The following is a 23,044-nucleotide window of genomic DNA, read 5'->3' as shown; positions in this document are numbered from 1 at the left end:
TCATGTGACGGCGCGAGAGGAGGGACACCGCGGATGAGCACGAAGGACTTCGTCGAGAAGGACTACTACAAGGTCCTCGGTGTCCCGAAGGACGCCACCGAGGCGGAGATCAAGAAGGCGTACCGGAAGCTCGCCCGCGAGTTCCACCCGGACGCCAACAAGGGCGACGCCGAGGCCGAGGCGCGCTTCAAGGAGATCTCCGAGGCGAACGACGTCCTCGGCGACGCCAAGAAGCGCAAGGAGTACGACGACGCCCGCGCGTTGTTCGGGAACGGCGGTTTCCGCCCCGGTCCCGGCGCGGGCGGCGGCTCCTTCAACTTCGACCTGGGCGACCTCTTCGGGGGCGCCCAGGGCGGGGCCCCGGGCGGCTTCGGCGGTGGCCTCGGCGACGTGTTCGGCGGCCTGTTCAACCGGGGCGGCGCCGGTGCGGGGACCCGCACCCAGCCGCGCCGGGGCCAGGACGTCGAGTCCGAGGTCACCCTCTCCTTCACGGAGGCGGTGGACGGGGCCACGGTCCCGCTCCGGATGTCCTCCCAGGCCCCCTGCAAGGCGTGCTCGGGCACCGGCGACAAGAACGGCACCCCCAGGGTGTGCCCGACCTGCGTCGGCACCGGCCAGGTCTCGCGGGGCAGCGGCGGAGGCTTCTCGCTGACCGACCCCTGCGCGGACTGCAAGGGCCGCGGCCTGATCGCGGAGACCCCCTGCGAGGTGTGCAAGGGCAGCGGCCGCGCCAAGTCCTCGCGGACCATGCAGGTCCGGATCCCGCCGGGCGTCTCCGACGGCCAGCGCATCCGGCTGCGCGGCAAGGGCGCGCCGGGTGAGCGCGGCGGCCCGGCCGGCGACCTGTACGTCGTCGTCCACGTGGGCAGCCACCCGGTCTTCGGGCGCAAGGGCGACAACCTGACGGTGTCCGTCCCGGTTTCGATCTCCGAGGCGGCCCTGGGCGCCGAGATCAAGGTCCCGACACTGGGCGGGCCCGCGGTGACGCTCAAGCTGCCGCCGGGCACCCCTTCGGGCCGCACCATGCGGGCCCGCGGCAAGGGCGCGGTCCGCAAGGACGGCACCCGCGGCGACCTGCTGGTGACGGTGGAGGTCGCGGTTCCGTCCACGCTGACGGACAAGGCCCGCGAGGCGCTGGAGATGTACCGCGACGCGACGGAGTCGGACGACCCGCGCGCCGCGCTGTTCGAGTCCGCGAAGGGAGCATGAGATGGACGGCCGCCGACGGCAGCCCCGATTCGGGGGCGGGGCGTACGAGCTGACCGACGAGACACCGGTCTACGTGATCTCGGTGGCCGCCCAGCTCTCGGGTCTGCACCCGCAGACCCTTCGCCAGTACGACCGCCTGGGCCTGGTCTCCCCGGACCGCACGGCGGGCCGCGGACGGCGGTATTCGGCCAGGGACATCGAGCTGCTCCGCACGGTGCAGGCGCTGTCCCAGGACGAGGGCATCAACCTGGCCGGCATCAAGCGGATTATCGAACTCCAGAACCAGGTCGAGGCGCTCCAGCAGCGCGTGGCCGAGCTCTCGGCCGCCGTGGAGGGCGCGGCTGCCGTGATGCAGCAGCGCGAGGCCCAGGTGCACGCCTCGTACCGCCGCGATCTGGTCAAGTACCAGCCGCCGGTGGGTGGCAACGCCCTGGTCGTCTGGCGTCCCGCCCCGAAGCGGACGAACGGCTAGCACTGACATGACACGAAGGCCCTGCCCGGGCACGTCCCGGGCGGGGCCTTCGGCGTGTCGGCGCGTCCCGCATCAGCAGTCGGAACCGTCGTCCTCCAGGATCCCCGACCGGGCGATGAGGAAGCCGAGTTGGGCGCGGCTCCCGCTGCCGAGGGTGCTGGCGAGCTTCGCGATGTGCGCGCGGCAGGTGCGCACGTTCATGCCCAACCGGCGGGCGATGGCCTCGTCCACGTGCCCCTCGACGAGGAGCTGCGCGATGGTGCGCTGCACGCCCGAGATGCCGTCCCGGGTCGGCTGGTACGTCACTTCCTCCTGGAGCGGCACCGCGCGGTGCCACAGCTGCTCGAACACCTTGATGAGGTAGTCCACGAGCCCCGGGTGGCGCAGTTCCAGGGCGACCTGGCGGTCGTCGCTGGCGGGGATGAAGGCGACCGTGCGGTCGAAGATGATGAGCCGTTCGAAGAGTTCCTCCAGCGTGCGCACCTCGACCTTGCCGGCCTTGAGGATGTCCACGTAGGCGAGCGTGCCCCGGCTGTGACGGACCGTGTGCTGGTAGAGGGTCCGGATCCGGACACCGCGGTCGGTCAGCGGCTGGTCGCGTTCCAGGGCCTCCGTCAGCTCCAGGCTGGGGCGGGCGCCGCCGGGCTGGACGGTGAGCATCTCGGTGTGGCACTCGGCCGTGGCCAGGTTGAGGGCCGCGTTGATGGCGTCGAAGCCCTCCAGCACGGTGATGGCGTGGGTGCTGGCCGGAGCTTGTGCGCTGATGGCGAGAAACGGCTCGAACGCTTCGGAGAGTTCGAGAGAATCGCGGTGCCGCTCGCGGATCTCGCGTTCGATCGGATGCAGCCGCTGGGCCAGCGCGACCGCCGGTGGAACCGGGCGCAGCGAATTGACGTCATCAGGATCCGGCTGGAGCAGGGCCAGGTCGAGCAGGCAGGGTGCGGCTTCCACGTCTCCACGTGCGATGCGACCGGTGCGCAGCGCGCTCGTGTAGAGACGCGCTCCCTCGGGGCACAGGTTCGCGACCGAGTGGGGATGTGTCGCTTTTGTTGAGTTTATTGCCAAATCTCCACCCCCCAGGGTCCTGAACATGCAAGAACATGATGCATCGTCCCTGTGGCAGCGACGTGCCTGAATGAGCCATCGTCTGACAGGCGGGGGAGAGGATTTCATCAAGTGAGGACGAAGCCGACCATGAACAAGAGAATGCTTCGCTCGGCGCTTGCCACCGTCATCTTCTCGGCTGTGGCCGGTCTGGGACTCGCCGCGGCCACGCTGGGGGGCGCCGGAGGTGCCACGGACATCCGGGCGGCAGTCGCGGACAGCGGGTGGCGCGAGCCCTCCGCGGACAGCGGATGGCGTGAGGCCCCGCTGGACAGCGGGTGGCGCTCGACCCCCGCAGATGCCGATTCCGCAGCCCTTGTCGTGGAGAGCACGGTATGACCCCCGATGACCGCGGCTTCCGCCGCGAAATGGCTTCCGCCTACCGCTCCGGCTGGCAGTTCATCGACCTCGCGACGGCCATCCCCCAGGTCGGCGATTCGCTGATGGTCACCCTCTTCGGCCAGCCCATCGTCATCACGCGGGAGGAGGACGAGGACGTGCGGGCGTACCGCTGCCTGCGCCGCCCCCGCGGCGCGCCGCAGCCGGTCCGCTGCGAGGTGCGCTACGGCATGGTCTTCGTCAACCTCGATCAGCGCGACCACCAGCTCTTCGAACCCGACATCACCACCGCCACCCCCCGCAGTGCCTGAAGCGATTCCCCCGTCGTTGCAGATCGCTCCAGGTGCTTCCCCCACACAACGGCGCCATCGTGGACCTGACCACGATGGCGCCGTTGTGGTTTCGGCGTCCAGTGGTCGAACCGGACAAGGTGGGACCCGGGCCGTCCGGAATCCTCCGGAACCCCCCGAGCGGGTGCGGAGGGCTCAGGCGCGGCCCATCGCCCGGTCCAGCGTGATCTCGATGACGACCCGGTCCGGGTTGGGCGACGGCGTCCGCCCGTAGCGCTCCGCGTAGCGCGCGACCGCGTCCGCGACCGCCTCCTCGTCCGTGCGGACCACCGCGCGGCCCTCCAGGGTCGCCCAGCGGCGCCCTTCCATCTGGCAGACCGCGACGCGGGCCGAGCCCGGCTCCACCGCCTGGGCCGCCAGCACGTTGCGGACCTTCTTGCTGTGCTTGTTGCTGATCACCCGGGCCAGTCCGGCCTCCGGGTCGTACGTCACCCCCACGGGCACCACGTGCGGGGTGCCGTCCGGGCGCGGGGTGGTCAGGGTGCAGACGTGCCGTTCCCGCCAGAAGGCGAGGTATGCGGGCGTCGGGTCGAGTACGTCGTGGGACATGCGCAGAGAGTACGACTCCGCGCTCCGAAACCCGCCTTGAGTGGAATAGACTCAACTTTGCGCACGTTGACTGTGTCAGATCGCCTGATGCAGCCCGAAACGCATCACCGCACGGAGAGGAGAAGCCGCACGTGGACGCCGAGCTGACCAACAAGAGCCGGGACGCGCTGAACAACGCCACCACCCGAGCCGTCAAGGACGGCCATGCCGATCTGACCCCGGCACACCTGCTGCTGGCCCTGCTCGCCGGCGAGGACAACGAGAACCTCACCGACCTCCTCGCCGCCACCGAGGCCGACCAGGCCGCCGTGCGGTCCGGCGCCGAGCGGCTCCTCGCCGCGCTGCCCAGCGCCACGGGCTCCACGGTCGCGCCCCCGCAGGCCACGCGCGACCTGCTCGCCGTACTCGCCGAGGCCGACCGGCAGGCCAAGGAGCTCGGCGACGACTACCTCTCCACCGAGCACCTGCTCATCGCCGTCGCGGCCAAGGGCGGCGCGGCCGGAGGGGTCCTTTCCGCCCAAGGCGCGACGGCGGGGAAGCTGCTGGACGCCTTCGAGAACGCACGAGGAGGACGGCGGGTGACCACCCCCGACCCGGAGGGCCAGTACAAGGCCCTGGAGAAGTTCGGCACGGACTTCACGGCCGCGGCCCGCGAGGGCAAGCTGGACCCCGTCATCGGCCGGGACCACGAGATCCGCCGGGTCGTCCAGGTGCTGTCCCGGCGCACCAAGAACAACCCGGTGCTCATCGGCGAGCCCGGCGTCGGCAAGACCGCCGTCGTCGAGGGGTTGGCCCAGCGCATCGTCAAGGGCGACGTCCCCGAGTCCCTGAAGAACAAGCGCCTGGTCGCGCTCGACCTCGGCGCGATGGTCGCGGGCGCCAAGTACCGCGGCGAGTTCGAGGAGCGCTTGAAGACCGTCCTCGCCGAGATCAAGTCCAGCGAGGGCCAGATCATCACCTTCATCGACGAGCTGCACACCGTCGTCGGCGCCGGTGCGGGCGGCGATTCGGCCATGGACGCCGGCAACATGCTCAAGCCGATGCTGGCCCGCGGCGAACTGCGCATGGTCGGCGCCACCACCCTCGACGAGTACCGCGAGCGGATCGAGAAGGACCCGGCGCTGGAGCGCCGCTTCCAGCAGGTCCTGGTCGCCGAGCCGTCCGTCGAGGACACCATCGCCATCCTGCGCGGGCTCAAGGGCCGCTACGAGGCCCACCACAAGGTGCAGATCAACGACAGCGCGCTGGTGGCCGCCGCGACCCTCTCCGACCGGTACATCACCTCCCGCTTCCTGCCCGACAAGGCCATCGACCTCGTCGACGAGGCAGCCTCCCGGCTCCGCATGGAGATCGACTCCTCCCCGGTGGAGATCGACGAGCTCCAGCGCGCCGTCGACCGCCTGCGGATGGAGGAGCTGGCGCTGAAGAACGAGTCCGACCCGGCCTCCCTCGAACGCCTCGACAAGCTCCGCAAGGACCTCGCCGACAAGGAGGAGGACCTGCGCGGCCTGACCGCCCGCTGGGAGAAGGAGAAGCAGTCCCTCAACCGGGTCGGCGAGCTCAAGGAACGCCTCGACGAGCTGCGCGGCCAGTCCGAGCGGGCCCAGCGCGACGGCGACTTCGACACCGCCTCCAAGCTGCTCTACGGGGAGATCCCGGCGCTGGAGCGCGAGCTCGCCGAGGCCACGGAGGCCGAGGCCGAGGCGGAGGCCGCCAAGCGCACCATGGTCAAGGACGAGGTCGGCCCCGACGACATCGCCGACGTCGTCGGCGCCTGGACGGGCATCCCGGCCGGCCGGCTCCTGGAAGGCGAGACGCAGAAGCTGCTGCGCATGGAGGCCGAGCTCGGCCGCCGCCTGATCGGCCAGGGCGAGGCGGTCAGGGCCGTCTCCGACGCCGTACGCCGCACCCGCGCGGGCATCGCCGACCCCGACCGCCCGACCGGCTCGTTCCTCTTCCTCGGGCCCACCGGCGTCGGTAAGACCGAGCTGGCCAAGGCGCTCGCGGACTTCCTCTTCGACGACGAGCGGGCCATGGTCCGCATCGACATGTCGGAGTACTCCGAGAAGCACAGCGTGGCCCGCCTCGTCGGCGCTCCGCCCGGCTACGTCGGCTACGAGGAGGGCGGCCAGCTGACCGAAGCCGTGCGCCGCCGCCCGTACTCCGTCGTCCTCCTGGACGAGGTCGAAAAGGCCCACCCCGAGGTCTTCGACATCCTGCTCCAGGTCCTCGACGACGGCCGGCTCACGGACGGCCAGGGCCGCACCGTGGACTTCCGCAACACCATCCTCATCCTCACCTCCAACCTCGGCAGCCAGTTCCTGATGGACCCGGTCACCTCACCCGAGGAGAAGCGCGAGAGCGTCCTGGACGCCGTCCGGGTCTCGTTCAAGCCGGAGTTCCTCAACCGGCTCGACGACCTCGTCGTCTTCTCCGCCCTCACCAGGGACGAGCTGGCCCACATCGCCGAGCTCCAGGTGAGCGGCCTCGCCAAGCGCCTGGCCGACCGCCGCCTGATGCTGGACGTCACCCCGCAGGCCCTGGCCTGGCTCGCCGACAAGGGCTACGACCCCGCGTACGGCGCCCGCCCGCTGCGCCGCCTGATCCAGACGGCGGTCGGCGACCGCCTCGCCAAGGAGATCCTGGCCGGCGAGGTCCGCGACGGCGACACCGTACGGGTGGACGTCGCAGGCGACGACCTCCTGGTCGGCAAGGCCCTCTGACGGCCTCCGGCCGAGCCCGGGCAGGGGCGCCGCGGCACCGGCGCGCCCCTGCCCGGGGGAGCATCCCTGTCCGCTCGGAGCGGATCACCGGTGCGGGGCTGGACACGGGGTAGGAGGAATGGGGGAGGATGACAACATCCGCACGAAGGGAAGAACACGGTGAGCATCGACCCGGCCTCGATTCCGAATTTCGGAGGGCAGCAGCCCGAACCGCAGGCCACAGGACCGGCGGGCCCCGTGGTCCCCGACCAGGATCTGGTCAAGCAGCTGCTGGAGCAGATGGAGCTCAAGTACGTCGTCGACGACGAGGGTGACCTCGCGGCGCCGTGGGAGGACTTCCGCACCTACTTCATGTTCCGCGGCGAGAACGAGCAGCAGGTCTTCTCCGTCCGGACCTTCTACGACCGCCCCCACGCCATCGAGGACAAGGCGCGGCTGCTGGAGTCCATCGACGACTGGAACCGCCGCACGCTGTGGCCGAAGGTCTACAGCCACACCCACGACGACGGCTCCGTCCGCCTGATCGGCGAGGCGCAGATGCTGATCGGCACCGGCGTCAGCCTGGAGCACTTCGTGTCCTCCACGGTCAGCTGGGTCCGTGCGTCCATCGAGTTCGACAAGTGGCTCGTGGAGCAGCTCGGCCTGGAGAAGGACCTCGACTCCGCCGAGGGCGACGAGGAGGACGGCGAGGACGCCTAGTCCCGCCCCGTCCCGCCCCGCGGTCAGGGAGGCGTCCTGGCGATCACCAGGAGGTACACCCCGTAGCCGTACGCGAGCCCGGCCGGCCCCGCGGTCACCAGCACCGCGGAGCGCAGCCGGGCTCGCGCCGTTCGCGGCGGCCGTGCAGCGGGCCGTACGCGGCCCACTGACGACCTCCCGCCGGTCAGCGGGCGAGCTGCTGGAGGCGGGTCACCGCCTCCTGGAGGACCTCGGTGCGCTTGCAGAAGGCCCAGCGGACGTGGGTGGCACCGGCGGACCGGTCGTCGTAGAAGACCTGGTTCGGGATGGCTACCACCCCGCACCGCTCCGGCAGGGTCCGGCAGAAGGCCAGGCCGTCCTTCTCGCCCAGCGGGGTGATGTCGGTGGTGACGAAGTACGTGCCCTGCGGGCGGAAGACCTCGAAGCCGGCGGCGGCGAGGCCCTCGGACAGCAGGTCGCGCTTGGCGGCGAGCTCGGCACGGAAGCCGTCGTAGTAACCGTCGGGCAGGTCCAGGGCCTCGGCGATGGCGTACTGGAACGGGCCCGAGGAGACGAAGGTCAAGAACTGCTTGGCCGCGCGGACCGCCGCGACGAGCTGCGGCGCGGCGGTGATCCAGCCGACCTTCCAGCCCGTGAAGGAGAAGGTCTTGCCCGCGGAGGAGATCGTGACCGTGCGCTCCCGCATGCCGGGCAGCGAGGCCAGCGGGGTGTGGACGCCGTCGAAGACCAGGTGCTCGTACACCTCGTCGGTGACGACCAGTAGGTCCCGCTCGACCGCCAGCTCGGCGACGGCGGCCAGCTCGGCGGGCCCCAGCACGGTGCCCGTCGGGTTGTGCGGGCTGTTCAGCAGCAGCAGACGGGTGCGCGGGGTGATCGCGGCGCGCAACTCGTCGAGGTCGAGGGCGAAGGCGCCGGCGTGCGGGCGCAGGGTGACCGGGACCCGGGTGGCGCCGGCCATCGCGATGCACGCCGCGTACGAGTCGTAGTACGGCTCCAGTGCGACGACCTCGTCCCCCGGTTCCAGCAGCGCCAGCAGGGAGGCGGCGATGGCCTCCGTCGCACCGGCCGTGACCAGCACCTCCGTCTCCGGGTCGTAGCACAGGCCGTAGAACCGCTGCTGGTGGCGGGCAATCGCGGCCCGTAGCTCCGGGACGCCGGGGCCCGGAGGGTACTGGTTGCCCAGGCCCGTCAGCACGGCGCGGGAGGCCGCCTCGGCGATCTGCGCCGGGCCGTCGGTGTCGGGGAAGCCCTGGCCGAGGTTGATGGACCCGGTACGGGCGGCCAGGGCCGACATCTCCGCGAAGATCGTCGTGCCGAAGGACGCCAGGCGGCGGTTGAGGAAGGGCCGGCGGCCGGCTGCGGGAGCGCTCATGGCCGCCATCCTGGGGGGAACCTCTGGACTTGCTCAAGTGCGCTTTGACCGCGGTGGCGCGGGGGAATCCCCCTGGCACGCGGGACGGGGATCCCGCTCCCCCGGGGGACCGGGGGCCGTAGCAAGGGGGGTGCGAGGACCATGCTCCTGGCCTTTTTCATCGTGCTCGGCGTCGTCACCGTCGGCGGCCTGGTGCTCCTGGCGGTCGCCGGCAGTCGGGCCGCCGCCGCGTCACGGGCCGCCGTCTCCCGGTCTCCCGTGTCGCTCAAGAAGAGCCGCCGCTCCCGGAACGGCTGGTGGGCCGGCAACGGCGGGAGCAGCGGGGGCGGCTGCGGCTCCTCGGTCTCCTGTGGCTCCTCGTCGTCCTGCAGCAGCGGGTCGTCCTGCGGTGGCGGAGGATGCGGCGGCAGCTGAGGCGGAGGTCGGCCCGGACCGTGCCCGGGCGCGTCCCGGCCGGTCTTCCCGGCCCGCGCCGAGGCCCGTTCCAGGGCCCGGGGCCCGCCCGTTCGGCGGAGCCGGTGAACACGTGAACTGTGGAGCCCCCGCGGGGATGTAAACCCAACCATGTTGGGTAAAAACGCTGTGAGTGCCGTGCCTTTCATGATTCCCTCGGTTGAGTAGACCAGTCCCCGGACCTCCCGGGACTTCCTGTGGACCCGAGCCGGTGTCCCCCCACCCGTTGACTACCGCTGGCGGGGTCCGGCCCCTCTCCCTCGCGCGTTTGCGGAGCCGACTCATGCTCACGACCCTCCAGACCACCTACACCGACACGCGTGCCGCCGACCTAGCCTGGGCCCTGGGACGGGACCGGCTGCCCGCCCTGGCCGTGCTGCACCTCGAACTGGCAAGTGCAAAGGTGGAGTTGCGCCTGCTCGGGGCCTCCCACCAGGTGCTCCTCGAGGAGGGGGCGGTGCTCTGCTCGGAGACGGTCGCCTGCATGCCCGGCAGCCGTACGCCGCTGCCCCTCGGCGTGGCCAAGCGGATGGGCGGCTGGGAGTACGAGTTCGCCGCGCGCGTCGAGACCCTGTCCCAGGGCTCGTTCGCGGGCCGGGCGCAGGAGCTCCTCGCGCTGGTCGCGGATCACCCGAACGGATTGGCCGGAACCTTTCCGGGCAGCCCGCACGCCTTCACCGCGTTGCTCGCGCAGCGCCACGAGGGTCAGGTCCGCTGGCGGACCTGGCACGCGTACCCACAGGAAGGCCAGTTGGTGGCCACCCGAACGAGGGTCGGTGTGCGCGCCGGCGCGCACACCGGTACCCGGGAGGCCGCCGCCCGGTGACCGTGCTCCGGCCCCGGCGCCCGTGGTGCTCCGGCCTCGCCCGCACGGCTCACAGGTTGCGCCAACTGGGGGGAGCGAAACCCTACTTACACCCATGTGGGTGACCTGATGTGTGTGGGCGGTGACGTACGGTTCGCTGCATGATCGACCGTTCCGTTCCGCGCCGGGTGCTCCCGGCTCCGGAGCCGCGGGGCACGGAGACCGTCCCGGCCGCCCTTCCCGTAGGGCCCCGGACCGGCCGACTCCTCGTCCTGGCCACCGTGTTCGTCTGTGCCGCCTGCGGTCTCGTCTACGAGCTGGAACTGCTCGCCCTCGGCTCCTACCTGATCGGAGACTCCGTCACCCAGGCCTCCGTCGTGCTGTCCGTCATGGTCTTCGCCATGGGCGTCGGCTCCCTGCTGGCCAAACGACTGCGGAACCGGCCCGCCTTCGGATTCGCCGTGATCGAGGCCGCCCTCGCGCTGCTCGGCGGACTCTCGGCCATGTCGCTGTACGCGAGCTTCGCCTGGCTGGGGGAGTCCCGGCCCGCGCTCGTCGCCTTCTCCTTCGTCATCGGCGTGCTCATCGGCGCGGAGATCCCCCTGCTGATGGTCCTCATCCAGCGGATCCGCCGCCAGGACGCGGGCGGGGCCGTCGCCGACCTGTTCGCCGCCGACTACGTGGGCGCCCTGGTCGGCGGCCTCGCCTTCCCCTTCCTGTTGCTACCGGTGCTCGGCCAGCTCACCGGCGCCGTGCTGACGGGCACCGTCAACGCCGTCGTCGGCGCCGGCCTCGTCCTGTGGCTGTTCCGCCGCGACCTCAGCCGCCGCTCCCGCTGGCTGCTGGTCTGCGCCAATGCCGCCGTCCTGGTCGTCCTCGGCTGCGCCACCGCCCTCGCCGACGACTTCGAGCAGGTCGCCCGGCGCGCCGTCTACGGCGGCGAGGTGCGCGTCGCCCACCAGACCGGGATACAAGAACTCGTGCTGACCGGTCCCGCCACCGGTTCCCCCCGCTCCCTCGACCTGTTCCTCGACGGCCGGCTGCGGGTCAGCGGCTACGACGAGTACCGCTACCACGAGGCCCTCGTCCACCCCGCCATGACCGGCCCGCACCGCCACGTCCTCGTCCTCGGCGGCGGCGACGGGCTCGCCGCCCGCGAGGTGCTGCGCCACCGCGACGTCGCGTCCGTCACGGTCGTCGACCTCGACCCCGGCGTGGTCCGCCTCGCCCGCACCGACCCGATGCTGTCCGCGCTCAACGGTCGCGCGCACGAGGACCCGCGCCTCGGCGTCGTCACGCAGGACGCGTTCCGCTGGCTGCGCGGCCCGGCCGCCCACCGCCGCTTCGACGTCATCGTCTCCGACCTTCCCGACCCGGGCATCACGCCCAGTACGAAGCTGTACTCGCAGGAGTTCTACGGGCTCGCCGCCCGCGCCCTGGCCCCCGGTGGGCGGATCGTCGTGCACGCCGGCCCGCTCGTCACCCGCCCGCACACCTACTGGACCGTCGAAGCCACCCTGCGCGCCGCCGGTCTGCGCACCGTGCCCTACAGCGCGGGCGGCCGCCGCTCCGGCTTCGCCGCAGGACCGGACCGCAGCCCCGGCGTGAGCGACGCACCACCGCAGGACTGGGGTTTCGTCCTGGCGGGCCGCGACCGGGCCCCGCAGCTGCGCGTCGGCCAGGACACGCCGGGGCTGCGCTCGCTGACCACGCAGTCCCTGCGGGACGCGGCGCGCGATGCGGCGCGGATGCGGGTGCCCGGGCTGCCGCCGTCCACGCTGCCCCGTCCGCGGTACTCGTGACGCGCCCCGGCGGGACGGGCCCGGGCAGGCCCGGGTGCGGGGGCCCGCGGGCGGGGACACGGAACCCGTGCCCCGCCGACCGGGTGCGGCAGGGGGTGTCGTCGGTAGGCTCGACCACATGGAGCATCAGGTGTTCGTTCCGGTCCCGGCAGACCGTCTCCGCGCCGTTCTGCGCGATCCCGCCCGGGTGGCCCGCTGCGTACCGGGGCTCCAGCCGGACGCAGCCCCGGACGCCACCCCGGACGCGCGGGCGGACGCCGCCCCGGACGCGCGGGCGGACGCCGGGGCCGGGCAGCCCGTGTCGGGCCGGCTGAAACTGAAGGTCGGCCCGAACACCGTCACCTACCGCGGCACCCTGACCGTCACCGAGCGGGACCCGGACCACTTCGCCGTGTCCGGCGCGGGCACCGAGATCCGCGGCAGCGGCACCGTCGCCCTGTCCGTCGATCTGCGTCTGGCGGCGGCCGAGGGCGGGACCTCGCTGGAGTTCACCGCCGAGGGCGAAGCCGGCGGGCGGGCCGCGGGCTTCGCACCGGAGGCGGTGCAGACCGCCGTGCAGCGGCTGCTGGACCGGGCCGCCGCACACCTGGCGGCGCTGGCCGGCCGGCCGGACGGCGCGGACGGCGCGGAAGAGCCGGGCGCGGCCGGGGCCTCCGGCACCGGACGGCGGCCCGCCTCCCCTGACTCCCCCGAGGAGGACCCCGGCGGCATCGGGGACCTCGGCGGCCTCGGCGAGCTCGGTGGCCTCGGAGACCTGGAGGACATCGGGAGCGCCTCCGACTTCGGGGAGCTGGACCGGCTGCGCGACCTCGACGCGGTCACCGGCTCTCCGCAGCCCCCCGCCGAAGCAGCCCACGCCCGCCGCACCATGATCGGCCGCAGCGCCGAGGAGGTCGACCACGCGCCCCCGCGCGGCCGCTACGCCCCGGTCCCCGCACCCGCCTCCGCCACCGTCGGCGCCGGACTGCGCTGGCTCGCCCCCGCCGCCGCCCTCGCCCTGGCCTCGGCGGTCGTGCTCGGCCGGGCCCTGCGCAGGCGTCGCTGATCCCGCGCCGCGGGTCGTTAGGCTCGGCTGCATGAGCACGCAACTGAGCGCCGGCGGCGCCGAGGTGACGGTCGACCAGGACAACGGCTGCCGGATCGGCAGCCTGCGGATCGACGGCAGGGAACTGCTGCGCCAAGGCCCCCGGTACGGCTGTTTCCCGATGGTGCCCTGGTGCGGGCGCACCGCGTACGGGGAGTTCCGCGACGGGGCGGCCGTCCACCGGCTGCCGGTCAACGAGCCGCCGCACGCCATCCACGGCTTCGGCCGCGACGCCCCCTGGCGCCGGGCCCACGCCGACGCCACCGAGGCGGCGTTCACGTACGACCTGGCCGAGCCCTGGCCGTACCCGGGCCGGGTCACCCAGGTCGTCGAACTGGGCCCCGATTCCCTGACCCTCACCCTCGGGGTGGAGACGTACGGGGACTCCTTCCCCGCCCAGGCCGGCTGGCACCCCTGGTTCCTGCGCAACCTCGGCGCCGGCGGCGAGGACGTACGCCTCGACTTCAGCCCCGCCTGGCAGGAGGAGCGCGGCGAGGACCACCTCCCCACCGGCAAGCGCATCGACCCGCAGCCCGGGCCCTGGGACGACTGCTTCGGCATGCCGTACGGGGTCGAGGCCACCCTCACCTGGCCCGGCGAGCTGGAGCTGAAGGTCTCCAGCCGCGCCCAGTGGGTCGTCGTCTACGACGAGCAGCCCGAGGCCGTGTGCGTGGAGCCGCAGTCCGGCCCGCCGAACGGGCTGAACACCCTGCCGCGGCTGGTCACGCCCGTGGACCCGCTGGAGGTCGCCACGACGTGGACCTGGCGCCGCCTGGCGCCGCCTGTCGTAGGGACCGGCCCGCGCAACTAAGCTCGGGCCCATGAGTGACGTACGCGATGCGCTTCTGCAGCAGATCAAGGACAAGGCCGTCGTGCACGGCAAGGTGACCCTCTCCTCCGGCAAGGAGGCCGACTACTACATCGACCTCCGCCGGATCACCCTCGACGGCGAGGCGGCCCCCATGGTCGGCCAGGTCATGCTCGACCTCACCGCCGACCTCGACTACGACTGCGTCGGCGGCCTGACCCTGGGCGCCGACCCCGTCGCCACCTCGATGCTGCACGCCTCCGCGGCGCGCGGCGGGCGCCTGGACGCCTTCGTCGTGCGCAAGGCCCAGAAGGCGCACGGCATGCAGCGCCGCATCGAGGGCACCGACGTCCGGGGCAAGCGCTGCCTGGTCGTCGAGGACACCTCCACCACCGGCGGCTCCCCGCTGACCGCCGTCGAGGCCGTCCGCGAGGCGGGCGGCGAGGTCGTGGCCGTCGCCACGATCGTCGACCGCGGTGCCGCCGACGCCATCGCCGCGGCGGGCCTGCCGTACCTGACCGGCTACGAGCTGACCGACCTCGGCCTGGCCTGACGGCGCACCCCCGCCGGGGGCCGCGGCCCGGGTCCCGGACCCTCCGGTCTTGCATTCCGGAATCGGTCCCGGTTGCAACCGAGGCCCCGGTTCCCCTGCCGTACAGGGGTTGACCTGCCCTTTTGTGGCCGGGTGGCGCGATTTCCGGAATCCGCCCACCCGGCACGGGTGGAGTGTCACGCGGAGTCTGGAAAGATAGGCGCGACGGTTACGTCGCCCCCAGGTCAGGGTCAGCAATCGCACACTCCCCGCACACCCAAGGAGCGGACAGATGCCCATCGCAACCCCCGAGGTCTACAACGAGATGCTCGACCGGGCGAAGGCAGGCAAGTTCGCCTACCCGGCCATCAACGTGACCTCGAGCCAGACCCTGCACGCTGCCCTGCGCGGCTTCGCGGAGGCCGAGAGCGACGGCATCATCCAGATCTCCACCGGTGGTGCGGAGTTCCTGGGCGGGCAGCACAGCAAGGACATGGTCACGGGCGCGGTCGCCCTGGCCGAGTTCGCGCACATCGTCGCCGCCAAGTACGACGTCAACATCGCGCTGCACACCGACCACTGCCCGAAGGACAAGCTGGACGGTTACGTCCGCCCGCTGCTCGCCGTCTCCGAGGAGCGCGTGAAGGCCGGCCGGAACCCGCTGTTCCAGTCGCACATGTGGGACGGTTCCGCCGAGACCCTGGCCGACAACCTGGCCATCGCGCAGGAGCTGCTGCCCCGCGCCGCCGCCGCGAAGATCATCCTTGAGGTCGAGATCACCCCGACCGGTGGCGAGGAGGACGGCGTCACCCACGAGATCAACGACGAGCTGTACACCACCGTCGAGGACGCGATCCGCACCGCCGAAGCCCTCGGCCTGGGCGAGAAGGGCCGCTACCTGCTGGCCGCCTCCTTCGGCAACGTGCACGGCGTCTACAAGCCGGGCAACGTCGTCCTGCGTCCGGAGCTGCTGAAGGACCTGCAGGAGGGCGTCGGCGAGAAGTACGGCAAGACCAGCCCGTTCGACTTCGTCTTCCACGGCGGCTCCGGCTCCACGGAGGAGGAGATCGCCATCGCGCTGGAGAACGGCGTCGTGAAGATGAACCTCGACACCGACACCCAGTACGCCTTCACCCGCCCCGTCGCGGACCACATGCTCAAGAACTACGACGGCGTGCTGAAGGTCGACGGCGAGGTCGGCAAGAAGTCCACCTACGACCCGCGCACCTGGGGCAAGCTGGCCGAGGCGAGCATGGCCAAGCGCGTGGCCGAGGCCTGCGCGAACCTGCGCTCCACGGGCACCCGCCTGAAGTGACCCCTTAGGGCCGCACGACCGGAGGGCCCGGTGCACGTCCTCGCGACGTGCGCCGGGCCCTCCGGCGTCGGGCGTGGTGCTGCCGGCCCCGGTTCCGGCACGCGGGCACGCGGACCCGGACCGGGAGGTCTCGGCGCTCCGCACGGCCACGGGCGGGACGCTCCGGTCAGCGGGCGGCCAGGGCGGGGTGGGGCCGGGCGGCCGGGCCCGGGCGGCGCAGGGCGTGCCGGGCCGCGGCGGGCGGGAGGTCCAGCGGCCGGGGCGCCGGGAGCGCGGGCGCAGCGCCCAGGCAGCGGGCCGCGTGCGCCACCGACGCCAGCGTCACGTGCCGGTGCCAGCCAGGCAGCGACCGCCCGGAGAAGTCCCGCAGGCCCACCTCCTGCACGCTCGCCGCCGACGCCGCCGACACCCGCAGCGCCGTCTTCGTCAGCCGCACGAGCACCGCCGGGTCCGTCCGCACCATGTCCGTCACCCACAGCTGAGTGGGCTGCCGCCGGGCCGCCTCCCACTCCCCGAACAGCAGCACCTCGCGCCGCCGCCCCGGCGCCGGATCCGGCACCATCACCCGCACCGCGGCCACCAGCGACGTGCGCCGCGCCCCCGGCACCGCCGGGTCGGGCCACTCCACCGGCATCCGCAGGCCGCGCACGTTCTGCAGGATGTCCCGCGCGGCCAGCGTCCCCGCACCGAAGCCCGGCAGCCGCGGATCCGTCACCAGCAGCCGCGCCGCGGGGTTGATCCGCCCCACCACCGGCACCCGCGCCTCGGCGAACCGGTTCAGCGTGGCCCGCGTCGCGATGTCCCGGATGTCCAGGACCACCGGCCGGACGGCCATGCCCGACTCGCGCACCGTGTTCAGCACGCCACTGACCGCGCAGCCCCCGTACGACTCCTCGCCGCCCGGGCCCGCCTCCTGCACGGAGTCCTGCGAGGGCTCCTGCGCGGACTCCTCGTCCAGGAACAGCCGCCACCCCACCGGGGTGACCAGCCGGGCCGACGCGTACCAGATCCCGAACGCCTGCTGACCGCGGAACATCTGGCCCCGGTGCGGGTCGAAGCGGTGCCCGGCGCCCACCGAATGCTCACCGCCCTTCGGTATCGCCATCGGCTGCGCCACCCAGGCGTTGAGCGGGGCGGTCTGCCCCAGGTACTGCGCCAGCGCGGTCCGGATCGGCTGCCAGTCCCAGGTCGACGCAGCGATGAAGTGGTGCAGGCTCTGCTCCACGGCCGCGCTGCCGCCGCCGGCCGCGTCGCCGCCGCTGACCTGCTGGGCGATGTTGCGGATCGACTTGCGGCCCTGCGTCGCCAGCAGCCCGCGGACGTACTGGCGGCCGCGCTCGCGCTGGTCCTTGCGCCGCAGGCAGGAGAACACCGTCGCGCACAGTTCCTCGACGGCCTCGTCGACGCCGGCGCCGTCCGCGCCGCCGCCGAGGAAGCCGGAGGCGGGGGCCGCCGCCCCGGTCCGGTGGTGGGTGCGGGCGCCCGGGACGGGGCGCGGGGCGGTGCGGGAGGCGGTTGCGGTGGCGGTGCCGATGCGCGGGCTGATGGCGGTGTTCACGACTTCCCCCTTCGTCGATGGCCCTCCTACCGTCCGCCCCGGGCCCCGTCCCGGGGGAGGTGTGCCGGGCACCTGACTCGGCCGCCGGGTGGTGGGGCGCCCACCATCGGCCGCCTGCCGGCAACGCGGTGGTGGCCCCGCCACCACCGCCCCGCGGGGACCGTGCCACCGGGGGAGGGCCGCGCATCCCCGGCCGGATGCCCCAGACTTGGACCATGGCCATTCACCAGAACCTGCTCGGGGGCCCGGCCCCCACCCACCTCCCCGACGAGCCGGGCCGCGCGGCGATCGCCGCGGGCACGCCCGCCGTCGAGGTGGCCGCCGCGCACCCGACCTCCTCCCTCGCCTGGGCGGTCCTCTCCGACGAGGCCTTCGCCGCCGGCCGCACCGTCGAGGCGTACGCGTACGCCCGTACGGGCTACCACCGCGGCCTCGACGCGCTGCGCCGCGCGGGCTGGAAGGGCCACGGTCCGGTCCCGTGGGAGCACGAGCCGAACCGCGGTTTCCTGCGCGCCCTGTACGCACTGGCCCGCGCGGCCGGGGCGATCGGCGAGAAGGAGGAGTACGAGCGCTGCACGACCTTCCTGCGCGACTCCTCCGAGACGGCGGCGGAGGTCCTCGGCGCCGCCTGACCCGCCCTTTCCCGGCACGCGGACGGGACGCGGGGGTACGGCCGGCCGTCCGCGGCCGGCCGTACCCCTGTCCGCTCCTGCCGCCGCTTCCGCCGCCGCTCCCACTCCCGCCGCTGTTCCGGTTGCCGCTCGTGATGTCGCGCGCGCCCCTCCCGGCCTTCCCCTCCCGTGTCCGAAACGTGTCTGTGACCCCGGTCACTCGCCATTGGAGGGTGGCCGGGAAGCGGTCCTATGATGCGGGCAGGGGACCGGGGCTCCACATACCCAATCGGAAGGAGCGGACCGCTACCCGGAAGCACGTGTCGAGGAGACAGCGATGTCGAACACCCTTGATGCCTCCGGAGCCGGTTCGGAAACCCCGAACCTCGACTTCGACGGCACGACCCCGTACGAGGACTACGTCCAGGCGGACGTCCTCACCCACCTCCAGCACCTTCGTTCGGACGATCCCGGCGAGATGGTCTTCCTGGTCACCACCCAGGTCATGGAGCTGTGGTTCACGGTCATCGTCCACGAGTGGGAGACGGCCGCGAAGGCCCTCCGCGAGGACCGCGTCCCCGTCGCGATGGACGCGCTGAAACGATCCCTCCGCGAGCTGGAGGCCCTCAACGCCTCCTGGCGCCCGCTCGCCCAGCTCACCCCCGGCCAGTTCAACTCGTACCGCGCCGCCCTCGGCGAGGGCTCCGGCTTCCAGTCGGCGATGTACCGCCGGATGGAGTTCCTGCTCGGTGAGAAGTCGGCCTCCATGCTCGTCCCGCACCGCGGCGCTCCGCGCGTCCACGCGGAGCTGGAGAAGGCCCTGCACGAGCCCAGCCTCTACGACGAGGTGCTGCGCCTCCTGGCCCGCCGCGGCCTGCCGGTCCCGCAGGCCGTCCTCGACCGCGACCTCGCGCAGCGCTACGAGGCCTCGGCCGAGGTCGAGGCCGTCTGGACCTCCCTGTACGAGGACCCCGACCTGCACCCCGACCTGCACCGGCTCGGCGAGGCCCTCACGGACGTCGCGGAGCTCGTGTGGCGCTGGCGCAACGACCACCTGGTCGCCACCCGCCGCGCGATGGGCGCGAAGACCGGTACGGGCGGCTCCGCCGGGGTGACCTGGCTGGAGAAGCGCGCCGCGAAGAACGTGTTCCCCGAGCTGTGGACGGCGCGCAGCCATGTCTGACGCCCTCGATGCCGCCACCGGAACCGGCACGACCGCACCCGCCGCTTCCGTACCGGCCGCTCCGCCCGCTTCCGTGCCCGCCGCTTCCGTGCCCGCCGCTCCGGCCGCGGACCTGGCCGCGCGCGCCGCGCAGCTCGACGCCGCCGACGAGCTGGCGAAGCTCCGCGAGCGCTTCACCCTGCCCGAGGGCGTCGTCTACCTCGACGGGAACTCGCTCGGCGCGCTCCCCGCGGGCGTCGCGGCCCGCGTGGCCGAGGTCGTCGCGCACGAGTGGGGCACCGAGCTGATCCGCTCCTGGAGCAGCGGCACCTGGTGGACCGCCCCCGAGCGGATCGGCGACCGGATCGCCCCGCTCGTCGGCGCGGCCCCCGGCCAGGTCGTCGTCGGAGACTCCACCAGCGTCAACCTCTTCAAGGCGCTGGTCGGCGCCGCCCGCCTGGCGGGGGCCGGCCGCACCGAGCTGCTCGTCGACGCGACCACGTTCCCGACGGACGGCTACATAGCCGAGTCGGCGGCCCGGCTCACCGGCCTGACCGTGGTCCCGGTGGACCCGTCCGATGCGGCCGCGGTGCTGCGCGAGCGCGGGCAGGACACGGCCGTCGTCCTGCTCAACCACGTCGACTACCGTGGCGGCCGGCTCCACGACCTCCCCGGAACCACCCGGGCGGCGCACGCCGCGGGCGCGGTCATCGTCTGGGACCTGTGCCACTCGGCGGGCGCCCTGCCCGTCGGCCTCGACGAACACGGCGTCGACCTCGCGGTGGGCTGCACGTACAAGTACCTCAACGGCGGACCCGGTTCGCCGGCGTACCTCTACATCGCCGAACGCCACCAGGCGGCCTTCGACTCCCCGCTGCCCGGCTGGAACGGCCACGCGGAGCCCTTCGCGATGACCCCGCACTACGCGCCGGCCCGGGGAGCGGTCCGCGGCCGGGTCGGCACCCCGGACATCCTGTCGATGCTGGCCCTGGAGGCGGCGCTCGACGCCTGGGACGGGGTGGACGTGGCGGCCGTACGGGCCAAGTCCCTGGCGCTGACCGACTTCTTCCTGGAGTGCGTGGCCGCGTACGTCCCGGCCGGGAAGGTCGAGTCGGTGACTCCGGTACCGCACGCGGAGCGCGGCAGCCAGGTGTCGCTGCGCACGGAGAACGCCCGCGCGGTGATGGACGAGCTGATCTCCCGCGGGGTGATCGGCGACTTCCGGGCTCCGGACGTGCTGCGGTTCGGGTTCACGCCGCTGTACGTGGGCTTCGCCGATGCGGAACGTGCGGCCCGGACGCTGGGTCACGTTTTCGGGTGACGTCCGGGTGAACCCGGAGTGAAACGTCACGGCACGGGGCGGGCGGGGGATGATCCCTGCCCGCCGCGGCCCGTTTCCATGCAGGCTCGGGTACGTGACAAAGCCCTCCGGGGACAGGCCTGTTCCGGCCTGATACGGTCCGGCTCTGCCGGAGCGGAGGAACCGGGAACCCGGAACCGCCGTCGCGGGCCGGGACTGCCCGGCTGCGAACCCCGGCAGCCGGAACAGCAGTCCCCCGCGTTACCGAGAGGTTGAGCCGATGACGGACCCCGCAGTCGAACGGGACGCCGCCGAGGCCGCCTCGGCCTTCGCCCACCCGCCGGTCGCCCCCGACGCGTCCGCCGCGTACGGGGACCACCCGGACCACGTGATCGACTTCTACGCCCCGCGGGCCGCCGACGACGGCGCGGGTGCGCCTGCCTCCGCTCCCCTCGTGGTGCTGCTGCACGGCGGCGCCTGGCGGGCCCCGTACGACCGGGAGCACGTGTCGCCGCTGGCCGACTTCCTGGCGCGGCGCGGGTTCGCCGTGGCCAGCGTGGAGTACCGGCGCGGGAGTTCGCTGCCGCACCAGAACGCCGGGGGGTCGGTCGCCGGCCGCTGGCCGGAGACCTTCGACGACGTGGCCGCGGCGCTGGACGCCCTGCCCGGGCTGGCCTCCGCCCGCCTTCCGCAGGCCGACCTGCGCCGTACGGTACTCACCGGCCATTCCGCGGGCGGCCACCTCGCGCTGTGGGCGGCGGCCCGGCACGTCCTGCCGCCCGACGCCCCGGCGGGCTGGCGGCTGCCCGCCCCGCCGGTGCTGCGGGGGGTGGTGGCGCTGGCCCCCATCGCGGACTTCGAGGTGGCGGAGAAGCTCGGCGTGTGCGGCGGCGCGTCGGCGCAGCTGCTGGGCGGGGAGGCGCACTGGGCGGAGCGGGTCCCCTACGCGGACCCGGCGGCGCTGCTGCCGACGGGGATCGCCACGACCGTGGTGCAGGGCCGGGAGGACATCGTCGTCCCGGCGGCGGTCGCCGAGTCGTACGTGGCCGCGGCGGCGAAGGCGGGGGAGACGGTCGGCCTGACCCTGCTGGACGGCATCGGCCACTTCCCGCTGATCGACCCGGCGGCCGACGCATGCGCGGTGGTCGCCGAGGAGATCTCGCAGCTGGCCTGGTAGCGGCGCAGCGGCGCAGCGGGGCCCGGCCGCCGGGGGCGGTCAGCGGCGGGGGCGGTCAGCGCGGGGTGCGGTCACGCCGGGGTGTCAGACCGCCAGGCGCGCCGCGATCGTCGCCAGGCGCTCGCCCTGGTAGCGGGCGGCCGTCAGGGTCGCCTCGCTCACCTCGCCGGTGCTCGCCGGGTGCGAGGTGCCGTACGGGTTGCCGCCGGCCTCGAAGACGGCCGGGTTGGTGAAGCCGGGGGAGACGATGATCGACCCCCAGTGGTGGAACGTGTTGTAGAGGGCGAGCAGCGTGGACTCGTTGCCGCCGTGGGTGTTGTGGGCGCTGGTGAAGCCGGTGGCGGGCTTGTCGGCGAGGACGCCCTGCTGCCAGAGGCCGCCGGTGGTGTCGAGGAACTGCTTCAGCTGGCCCGAGACGTTGCCGTACCGCGTCGGCGAGCCGATGGCGTAGGCGTTGGCCCAGGCGAGGTCGTCCAGGGTGGCGATCTCGACGTCCTTGGTGTCCTCGACGTGCCGGCGCCAAGCCGGGTTGGAGTCGATGGCGGCGTCCGGGGCGAGTTCGGGCACCCGGCGGAGCCGGACCTCGGCGCCGGCCTTCTCGGCGCCTTCGGCGACCGCCCTCGCGAGCTCGTGGACGTTCCCGGTGGAGGAGTAGTAGATGACGGCGACCTTGGCGCTCATGACGGGCTTCCCTGCCTAAGTGGATCGAAATCCGGTTCCTTCGGTGGTTCAGAGTTAAACGGATAGCGATCCGTTTGGCAAGGGGGTGTCCGGTAGCCTCTGGGTATGAGCCGCATCGAACTCCCCGTCTCGGGCCAGGCCCCGCCGGAGCGCGCGGACGCCGCCCGCAACCGACGGAAGATCCTGGACGCGGCCGCGCGCCTGGTCGCCGAGCAGGGGCCGGACGCCGTCACCATGAACGCCGTCGCGCACGCCGCGGGGATGGGGGTCGGCACGGTCTACCGGCGGTTCGGGGACGTCAGTCAGCTGCTGCTCGCGCTGCTCGACGACGACGAGCGGCGCTTCCAGGAAGCCTTCCTCAGTGGTCCCCCGCCGCTGGGGCCCGGCGCGCCGCCGGAGGAGCGGCTGCGGGCGTTCCTGTGCACGTTGGCCGAGCGGCTGGTCGGCTGCCCGGCGGTGATGGCCGCTGCCGAGGCCGCGCGGCCGGGTGCGCGGTACGGCAGCGGCGCCTACCTGACCATGCACACGCACGTCGCCATGCTGCTCCGGCAGACCCGGCCGGAGGTGGACGCTCCGGTCCTCGCCCACCTGCTGCTCGCCCCGTTCGTGCCGAGTCTGTTCGAGCACCTGACGGTGGACCGGGAGGTGTCGGCCGACCGGATCAAGGCGAGCATCGACGCACTGTTGGGAGCGGTCTGACCCGCGTCGGCCGACCTGGTCGCGGACGCCTCCGACCGCTACGGCGCCCGTGGCCGGGAAGGGTGTGCGCCGACGCCGGCGCTGACCCCGCCCCCGAGCCTGCCGGGGACCTGCGATTTCCAGTCGCCCCCCAGTCATCAGACCCGGAGGGGGGGGGGGGGCGGGCGGGGGGCCCCCCCCCCCGTGTATTGAGTAAATTATTAAGTGGGGGGGGGGGACCCCCCCCGGCCCCCCCCCCCG

General features: G+C 73.2%; 22 protein-coding genes. 17 read left to right on the top strand and 5 right to left on the bottom strand.

Features of this window, described 5'->3' with window-relative positions; genetic code table 11:
* Positions 1 to 33: 33 nt before the first annotated feature.
* Positions 34 to 1,209 (top strand): molecular chaperone DnaJ, encoded by a 1,176-nt coding sequence (gene dnaJ, locus ACFV7Q_RS24020; protein ID WP_385431334.1) that lies wholly within the window; start codon positions 34 to 36, stop codon positions 1,207 to 1,209.
* Between the two features lies 1 nt (position 1,210).
* The gene (locus ACFV7Q_RS24015; RefSeq protein WP_179175593.1) at positions 1,211 to 1,681 is read left to right on the top strand and encodes a heat shock protein transcriptional repressor HspR; all 471 of its coding nucleotides are present in this window, start codon (positions 1,211 to 1,213) and stop codon (positions 1,679 to 1,681) included.
* Positions 1,682 to 1,753: 72 nt separating this feature from the next.
* Here the strand turns inward: ACFV7Q_RS24015 and ACFV7Q_RS24010 are convergent, their stop codons facing one another.
* Positions 1,754 to 2,773: a helix-turn-helix transcriptional regulator gene (locus tag ACFV7Q_RS24010; protein ID WP_385431333.1), complete on the bottom strand. Its 1,020-nt coding sequence runs from the start codon at positions 2,771 to 2,773 to the stop codon at positions 1,754 to 1,756.
* 347 nt (positions 2,774 to 3,120) lie between these two features.
* Here ACFV7Q_RS24010 and ACFV7Q_RS24005 point away from each other — a divergent pair, with 347 nt between their 5' ends.
* Complete coding sequence (locus tag ACFV7Q_RS24005; RefSeq protein WP_114053450.1) at positions 3,121 to 3,435, top strand: (2Fe-2S)-binding protein; 315 nt, start codon at positions 3,121 to 3,123, stop codon at positions 3,433 to 3,435.
* Between the two features lie 174 nt (positions 3,436 to 3,609).
* On the opposite strand, the gene ACFV7Q_RS24000 is transcribed toward ACFV7Q_RS24005, so the two are convergent.
* Complete coding sequence (locus ACFV7Q_RS24000; RefSeq protein WP_385431332.1) at positions 3,610 to 4,023, bottom strand: pyridoxamine 5'-phosphate oxidase family protein; 414 nt, start codon at positions 4,021 to 4,023, stop codon at positions 3,610 to 3,612.
* Positions 4,024 to 4,154: 131 nt separating this feature from the next.
* On the opposite strand from ACFV7Q_RS24000, the gene clpB reads away from it, so the two are divergent.
* Both clpB and ACFV7Q_RS23990 read left to right on the top strand, forming a co-directional pair.
* On the top strand, positions 4,155 to 6,746 hold the full coding sequence (gene clpB / locus ACFV7Q_RS23995; RefSeq protein WP_385431331.1) for an ATP-dependent chaperone ClpB: 2,592 nt from the start codon (positions 4,155 to 4,157) through the stop codon (positions 6,744 to 6,746).
* 159 nt (positions 6,747 to 6,905) lie between these two features.
* On the top strand, positions 6,906 to 7,445 hold the full coding sequence (locus ACFV7Q_RS23990; protein ID WP_385431330.1) for a YbjN domain-containing protein: 540 nt from the start codon (positions 6,906 to 6,908) through the stop codon (positions 7,443 to 7,445).
* 184 nt (positions 7,446 to 7,629) lie between these two features.
* On the opposite strand, the gene ACFV7Q_RS23985 is transcribed toward ACFV7Q_RS23990, so the two are convergent.
* Positions 7,630 to 8,826 (bottom strand): pyridoxal phosphate-dependent aminotransferase, encoded by a 1,197-nt coding sequence (locus ACFV7Q_RS23985; RefSeq protein ID WP_385431329.1) that lies wholly within the window; start codon positions 8,824 to 8,826, stop codon positions 7,630 to 7,632.
* Positions 8,827 to 8,958: 132 nt separating this feature from the next.
* On the opposite strand from ACFV7Q_RS23985, the gene ACFV7Q_RS23980 reads away from it, so the two are divergent.
* From ACFV7Q_RS23980 to fbaA, 7 genes are all read left to right on the top strand, one after another.
* A complete protein-coding gene (locus ACFV7Q_RS23980; protein ID WP_385431328.1) occupies positions 8,959 to 9,231 on the top strand; it encodes a hypothetical protein in 273 nt (90 codons plus the stop codon).
* 322 nt (positions 9,232 to 9,553) lie between these two features.
* Entirely contained in the window at positions 9,554 to 10,096 is a 543-nt protein-coding gene (locus tag ACFV7Q_RS23975; RefSeq protein ID WP_385431327.1) for a DUF2617 family protein, read from the top strand.
* 140 nt (positions 10,097 to 10,236) lie between these two features.
* Positions 10,237 to 11,877 carry a polyamine aminopropyltransferase gene (locus ACFV7Q_RS23970; protein WP_385431326.1) on the top strand — a complete coding sequence of 547 codons (1,641 nt, stop codon included), beginning with the start codon at positions 10,237 to 10,239 and terminating at the stop codon, positions 11,875 to 11,877.
* Between the two features lie 118 nt (positions 11,878 to 11,995).
* Positions 11,996 to 12,922 (top strand): SRPBCC domain-containing protein, encoded by a 927-nt coding sequence (locus ACFV7Q_RS23965; RefSeq protein ID WP_385431325.1) that lies wholly within the window; start codon positions 11,996 to 11,998, stop codon positions 12,920 to 12,922.
* Positions 12,923 to 12,953: 31 nt separating this feature from the next.
* Complete coding sequence (locus ACFV7Q_RS23960; RefSeq protein WP_385431324.1) at positions 12,954 to 13,772, top strand: aldose 1-epimerase; 819 nt, start codon at positions 12,954 to 12,956, stop codon at positions 13,770 to 13,772.
* A 10-nt stretch (positions 13,773 to 13,782) separates the two neighbouring features.
* Positions 13,783 to 14,322, top strand: coding sequence for an orotate phosphoribosyltransferase (pyrE, locus tag ACFV7Q_RS23955; protein ID WP_385431323.1), 540 nt, complete (start codon positions 13,783 to 13,785; stop codon positions 14,320 to 14,322).
* 271 nt (positions 14,323 to 14,593) lie between these two features.
* Positions 14,594 to 15,616 carry a class II fructose-bisphosphate aldolase gene (gene fbaA / locus ACFV7Q_RS23950; protein WP_385431322.1) on the top strand — a complete coding sequence of 341 codons (1,023 nt, stop codon included), beginning with the start codon at positions 14,594 to 14,596 and terminating at the stop codon, positions 15,614 to 15,616.
* Between the two features lie 166 nt (positions 15,617 to 15,782).
* Here the strand turns inward: fbaA and ACFV7Q_RS23945 are convergent, their stop codons facing one another.
* On the bottom strand, positions 15,783 to 17,174 hold the full coding sequence (locus tag ACFV7Q_RS23945) for an IS701 family transposase (RefSeq protein WP_385431321.1): 1,392 nt from the start codon (positions 17,172 to 17,174) through the stop codon (positions 15,783 to 15,785).
* Positions 17,175 to 17,389: 215 nt separating this feature from the next.
* On the opposite strand from ACFV7Q_RS23945, the gene ACFV7Q_RS23940 reads away from it, so the two are divergent.
* From ACFV7Q_RS23940 to ACFV7Q_RS23925, 4 genes are all read left to right on the top strand, one after another.
* Positions 17,390 to 17,806 (top strand): DUF3151 domain-containing protein, encoded by a 417-nt coding sequence (locus tag ACFV7Q_RS23940; protein ID WP_385431320.1) that lies wholly within the window; start codon positions 17,390 to 17,392, stop codon positions 17,804 to 17,806.
* A 316-nt stretch (positions 17,807 to 18,122) separates the two neighbouring features.
* Positions 18,123 to 18,968: a tryptophan 2,3-dioxygenase family protein gene (locus ACFV7Q_RS23935; protein WP_385431319.1), complete on the top strand. Its 846-nt coding sequence runs from the start codon at positions 18,123 to 18,125 to the stop codon at positions 18,966 to 18,968.
* Entirely contained in the window at positions 18,961 to 20,268 is a 1,308-nt protein-coding gene (kynU, locus tag ACFV7Q_RS23930; RefSeq protein WP_385431318.1) for a kynureninase, read from the top strand. The genes ACFV7Q_RS23935 and kynU overlap by 8 nt, the downstream gene beginning before the upstream one ends.
* Before the next feature lie 259 nt (positions 20,269 to 20,527).
* Entirely contained in the window at positions 20,528 to 21,424 is an 897-nt protein-coding gene (locus ACFV7Q_RS23925) for an alpha/beta hydrolase family protein (protein ID WP_385431317.1), read from the top strand.
* 84 nt (positions 21,425 to 21,508) lie between these two features.
* Here ACFV7Q_RS23925 and wrbA read toward each other — a convergent pair whose 3' ends face one another.
* Entirely contained in the window at positions 21,509 to 22,105 is a 597-nt protein-coding gene (gene wrbA / locus ACFV7Q_RS23920; RefSeq protein ID WP_385431316.1) for an NAD(P)H:quinone oxidoreductase, read from the bottom strand.
* Between the two features lie 105 nt (positions 22,106 to 22,210).
* On the opposite strand from wrbA, the gene ACFV7Q_RS23915 reads away from it, so the two are divergent.
* On the top strand, positions 22,211 to 22,804 hold the full coding sequence (locus tag ACFV7Q_RS23915) for a TetR/AcrR family transcriptional regulator (protein ID WP_385431315.1): 594 nt from the start codon (positions 22,211 to 22,213) through the stop codon (positions 22,802 to 22,804).
* The last annotated feature ends 240 nt before the right edge of the window (positions 22,805 to 23,044 follow it).

Source organism: Streptomyces sp. NPDC059851 (assembly GCF_042732005.1).
Lineage (GTDB): Bacteria > Actinomycetota > Actinomycetes > Streptomycetales > Streptomycetaceae > Streptomyces.
This window is presented reverse-complemented; position numbering and strand designations above follow the sequence as displayed.

What these genes read in the sequence shown, in the direction of transcription:
- dnaJ (WP_385431334.1), top strand. Translation starts at nt 34, where the DNA reads ATGAGCACGAAGGACTTCGTCGAGAAGGACTACTACAAGGTCCTCGGT.
- ACFV7Q_RS24015 (WP_179175593.1), top strand. Translation starts at nt 1,211, where the DNA reads ATGGACGGCCGCCGACGGCAGCCCCGATTCGGGGGCGGGGCGTACGAG.
- ACFV7Q_RS24010 (WP_385431333.1), bottom strand. Translation starts at nt 2,773, where the DNA reads ATGTTCAGGACCCTGGGGGGTGGAGATTTGGCAATAAACTCAACAAAA.
- ACFV7Q_RS24005 (WP_114053450.1), top strand. Translation starts at nt 3,121, where the DNA reads ATGACCCCCGATGACCGCGGCTTCCGCCGCGAAATGGCTTCCGCCTAC.
- ACFV7Q_RS24000 (WP_385431332.1), bottom strand. Translation starts at nt 4,023, where the DNA reads ATGTCCCACGACGTACTCGACCCGACGCCCGCATACCTCGCCTTCTGG.
- ACFV7Q_RS23985 (WP_385431329.1), bottom strand. Translation starts at nt 8,826, where the DNA reads ATGGCGGCCATGAGCGCTCCCGCAGCCGGCCGCCGGCCCTTCCTCAAC.
- ACFV7Q_RS23980 (WP_385431328.1), top strand. Translation starts at nt 8,959, where the DNA reads ATGCTCCTGGCCTTTTTCATCGTGCTCGGCGTCGTCACCGTCGGCGGC.
- ACFV7Q_RS23975 (WP_385431327.1), top strand. Translation starts at nt 9,554, where the DNA reads ATGCTCACGACCCTCCAGACCACCTACACCGACACGCGTGCCGCCGAC.
- ACFV7Q_RS23970 (WP_385431326.1), top strand. Translation starts at nt 10,237, where the DNA reads ATGATCGACCGTTCCGTTCCGCGCCGGGTGCTCCCGGCTCCGGAGCCG.
- ACFV7Q_RS23965 (WP_385431325.1), top strand. Translation starts at nt 11,996, where the DNA reads ATGGAGCATCAGGTGTTCGTTCCGGTCCCGGCAGACCGTCTCCGCGCC.
- ACFV7Q_RS23960 (WP_385431324.1), top strand. Translation starts at nt 12,954, where the DNA reads ATGAGCACGCAACTGAGCGCCGGCGGCGCCGAGGTGACGGTCGACCAG.
- pyrE (WP_385431323.1), top strand. Translation starts at nt 13,783, where the DNA reads ATGAGTGACGTACGCGATGCGCTTCTGCAGCAGATCAAGGACAAGGCC.
- fbaA (WP_385431322.1), top strand. Translation starts at nt 14,594, where the DNA reads ATGCCCATCGCAACCCCCGAGGTCTACAACGAGATGCTCGACCGGGCG.
- ACFV7Q_RS23940 (WP_385431320.1), top strand. Translation starts at nt 17,390, where the DNA reads ATGGCCATTCACCAGAACCTGCTCGGGGGCCCGGCCCCCACCCACCTC.
- ACFV7Q_RS23935 (WP_385431319.1), top strand. Translation starts at nt 18,123, where the DNA reads ATGTCGAACACCCTTGATGCCTCCGGAGCCGGTTCGGAAACCCCGAAC.
- kynU (WP_385431318.1), top strand. Translation starts at nt 18,961, where the DNA reads ATGTCTGACGCCCTCGATGCCGCCACCGGAACCGGCACGACCGCACCC.
- ACFV7Q_RS23925 (WP_385431317.1), top strand. Translation starts at nt 20,528, where the DNA reads ATGACGGACCCCGCAGTCGAACGGGACGCCGCCGAGGCCGCCTCGGCC.
- wrbA (WP_385431316.1), bottom strand. Translation starts at nt 22,105, where the DNA reads ATGAGCGCCAAGGTCGCCGTCATCTACTACTCCTCCACCGGGAACGTC.
- ACFV7Q_RS23915 (WP_385431315.1), top strand. Translation starts at nt 22,211, where the DNA reads ATGAGCCGCATCGAACTCCCCGTCTCGGGCCAGGCCCCGCCGGAGCGC.